This is a genomic window from Thalassospira sp. UBA1131 (assembly GCF_002311515.1).
Lineage (GTDB): Bacteria > Pseudomonadota > Alphaproteobacteria > Rhodospirillales > Thalassospiraceae > Thalassospira.
In genome coordinates, this window is sequence record NZ_DCAO01000110.1 from 9,583 (window position 1) to 12,943 (window position 3,361).

Annotated in this window: 3 protein-coding genes and 1 pseudogene; all 4 read right to left on the reverse strand. The window is 57.9% G+C overall.

Annotated elements, in window-relative coordinates; all coding sequences use genetic code 11:
• Positions 1–211: 211 nt before the first annotated feature.
• Positions 212–1,390 carry a CynX/NimT family MFS transporter gene (locus tag B3Z49_RS18515; protein ID WP_296993525.1) on the reverse strand — a complete coding sequence of 393 codons (1,179 nt, stop codon included), beginning with the start codon at positions 1,388–1,390 and terminating at the stop codon, positions 212–214.
• A gap of 113 nt (positions 1,391–1,503) precedes the next feature.
• Positions 1,504–2,085, reverse strand: a complete 582-nt coding sequence (locus tag B3Z49_RS18520) for a helix-turn-helix domain-containing protein (protein WP_120225544.1) — start codon at positions 2,083–2,085, stop codon at positions 1,504–1,506.
• A 68-nt stretch (positions 2,086–2,153) separates the two neighbouring features.
• On the reverse strand, positions 2,154–2,723 hold the full coding sequence (rsmD, locus tag B3Z49_RS18525) for a 16S rRNA (guanine(966)-N(2))-methyltransferase RsmD (RefSeq protein ID WP_296993527.1): 570 nt from the start codon (positions 2,721–2,723) through the stop codon (positions 2,154–2,156).
• 5 nt (positions 2,724–2,728) lie between these two features.
• Positions 2,729–3,361, reverse strand: a pseudogene (locus tag B3Z49_RS18530) (hypothetical protein); the annotation flags it as partial.

The following is a 3,361-nucleotide window of genomic DNA, read 5'->3' on the forward strand; positions in this document are numbered from 1 at the left end:
ATGGCGGAGCACATGATCTTGGCGCTATAGGCAGCCCCCACCGGGGCCAGCCAGATGAAGAAGACAGCAAGAACGGAAATGCCGATCAATACCAGTCCGATAAAGATGGCTTTGATCAAATGCATTCCACTTCCCTGAATCTTTTTGATTTGTGTGGGAGGGAAGGGTCGCCTGCTTCGCCGGATAGGTCAAGCCATCGTATCGTATAGTTCTAAGATGAATTTTGTCTAATGGCGGCTGCTATGCCCGGTTTTTTCAGGGTAATCAGGAAGCCTGCAAAGTAAAAACCACCCAGAACCACAGCCGCCCCGGCCCAGCCATTTTGATCGATCATCGCCCCGGCAAACGGGGGAACAATCACGACAAAAATCTCGGCGAACTGGGCCAGCATGCCCTGCAGGGCGGGCATGGAAAGGCCGTCCTTTGCGATCCTTGGCAAAAGTGCAAAGCACGTTCCGGCGACCATGCCCTGACAGACGTTAAATATAATCAGCGCGGTGACGCTAAGCGGTAGAGAGGTACTGACATAGAGGGTCGAAATGGCAGTCGCCATCATCGGCAAAAATATAATCAGAATGGTCCGGCCAGCAACATCACGGCCCAGAACAGTCCCGGCGGCGACACTGCCGACAATATTTCCGGCAATTGCGGTTGTGCCGATGATCCCGGCCGAAAGCGTAATGCCAATATCAAGGTTGTCTGCCAGCATGGCCGGCATGAACGCCAACGCGGCCGACGTTGCACCCGCAAACGCACCAAAGGTCAGCGCCACCTGAAGGGCGGAACGGGATTTCAAAACACCAACCACCCCGACAATAAGCGATCGCCGCGCGGTTCCGATTTCGGGTTTTCCCATCAGGGCAAGAAGCGGCAGCAAAACCAGAACCGGCAGGGTGCAAACCCCAACAGCGATCCGCCAATCCATCCATGTCACCACAGCCGCACTGACCCAGTTGCCAAGGGCAATGCCAACCGGGATGAAGGTGCCCCAGATGCTCATGGCCATGGCAACAAGCTTGGGGTTTGTGAAGGCCGCCATCCAGCTTGGCGCGCCGACAACAATCAGAAGATAGCCAACACTGGTGACAATTCGCCCGACATATAGAAGGCTGCTCACGCTTGCGGTCGCGAAGATCAGCGCGCCCGCAACCATCATCATGCAGCCAAGGACGAGTGACCTCCGCAGCCCGGCCCGTGCCGCCCATACCCCGGCGGGTATGGCACAAAGTGCGCCTGCTGCGGTGATCAGGGACGCCACCAGTCCGAACTCCGCCTGACTAAGCCCGAAGCTTGCGCGCAAGTCAGGTGCAATCGGGCCAATCAGACCGACCTGCATCGAGGCGGTCAATCCAAGTCCATACAGAATGATAACGGCGGTGATGGGGGGCATGGATCAGTTCCGTGGGGCAGGATCGGTGCACTTGAAGGGACTGATTACCGATATTCTGAGAAGAATGCCACGTATGAAATATGCGCCGGTAAAATATGCGCAGATGATCCGTATCAGATGTGAACCGGCTTCTGATCAAACCCGGTGGTCAGGCGCACTGCCGTGCCATCAGACAGGAAAAACCGTTCCCAAAGGATATAGGTATCGACAATCCGCAGCGGTGCGCCCTCCCGGCGGGAGTTTTCAAAGGTCAGGTGATCGGTCTGATCCTCGTGCCAGCCAAGGTCATGCAGGCTTTTTTCTGCTGATGCGATTTCCGGGGTAGCAAAGCACCACAGCGAGGTGCCAAGCAGCGGCGTGCTGTCACGTTGCCATTCGTTTTCACGCGGGCGCGACAAACAAAGAAGACGGTGCGATCTGTCTTCGATCAGGTGGACACGCTGTGATGAATGCAAAACCAGCCGTTTGATCGCCTGATCAAGGCGGAAATTGCGTTTGCGCGTCATCATTTGATGGATAAGGCCATATTGCAGCGGGGCCGGGCTTTGCGCGCCGCTTTCCCAGCGTGAAACGGTTGCCTGGGTTACGCCCAGAATATCGGCCAGACGCGATTGTTTGATATCGCTTGTGCGCCGCCACTGGCGCAAAAGGCGACCAAAATCCTTGTCTGGTGAACTATTGGACAGGCGTTTCATGACGATCAACCGATAGTACTGGTAGCCAAATCTATCACAGAATTCGGTGACGGGCAGCTTTGCTGTAATCAGGCGATAAAACGCCCGATATCAATCTGGCAGCGGCCATATTTGCGACTGTCGCACAGATAAAAATCGTCAAGTGCGATTTCCGGATCGCGCGGATCGCGTTCAGCAACAATCAGGGTGTTATCATCAATCCACCCGGCCTGGGCCAGGGCCGTGATGCTGGGATCGATCAGGTCTTTGCCATAGGGCGGATCGAGAAACACCATGCTGGCAGGCGTGCTTGCGCGCGGTGGCTTGGTGGCATCCGCACGCCGTGCGCTTGCCTGATCGGCAATGCGAAGGGTGTCGATGTTTTGTTCGATGATCGCAATCGCCTTGCGGTCATTGTCAAAGAACACTGCGCGTTCCGCCCCGCGTGAAATGGCTTCAAGTCCAAGCGCACCGGATCCGGCAAAGGCATCAAGGATCACGCCGTCAAACAGCGGATTAAAGTCATCCTCATACCAGCGCGATGCGTGTGACAGGATGCTAAACAGGGCTTCGCGCACCCGATCAAGGGTCGGGCGCGTATCGCGTCCTTCCGGTGCGTTCAAAAGCCTGCCACGATGGGTGCCACCGACAATCCGCATTCAGCTTAGTCCTTCTTGCCGCGCGGACGGTTACCGGACGGCTTGCGGCCGGGCGCACTATGTGTGGCATCGCCGGAACGACCAGCAGGTTTTCCCGATGGTTTGCCATTTGGCTTTCCACGACCGCGCCCTTCGATGAAGCCCGGCTTACCTTCGCGGCCACCAGTACCCCGTCCGCCATCACGACCGCCATCACGACCGCCGTCGCGACCGCCATCACGTCCACCGGCAGCTTTGCCTTCGGCGCTGTAACGGCCACGGCCCTTGTTGGTCGGGCGCGATGATCCGCGTTCTTCGCGCATATCACGTTCCTGGCGATCCCCGCCAGAAGCCGGTTTGCCACGGCCACCGGCACGCGGGGCTGCACCGATGCGCGGGCCTTTCCGTGCAGCACCACCAGACGGACGTTCGCGGGTTTCACGCTGTTCGTCGGCCTCGGCATTCTGGGCGGCGGCGTTCGGACCACCTTGCGGGCGTTTGCGCTGGGCCGGTTGACCAAAGACGGTGCGCGGGGCCTTCGGGCGCGATGTGCCACCACGGGCAACCGATTTCTTTTCGGAAACCTTGGAATAGTCGCCCTTAAAGAACGCAGCCAGCTGTTCTTTCATCACCTTGCCGGTGATTTCCTCGCACTCGCC

Bases quoted from the DNA above. Each gene is read 5' to 3' on its own strand.
- rsmD (WP_296993527.1), bottom strand. From the start codon at position 2,723: ATGCGGATTGTCGGTGGCACCCATCGTGGCAGGCTTTTGAACGCACCG.
- B3Z49_RS18520 (WP_120225544.1), bottom strand. From the start codon at position 2,085: ATGAAACGCCTGTCCAATAGTTCACCAGACAAGGATTTTGGTCGCCTT.
- B3Z49_RS18515 (WP_296993525.1), bottom strand. From the start codon at position 1,390: ATGCCCCCCATCACCGCCGTTATCATTCTGTATGGACTTGGATTGACC.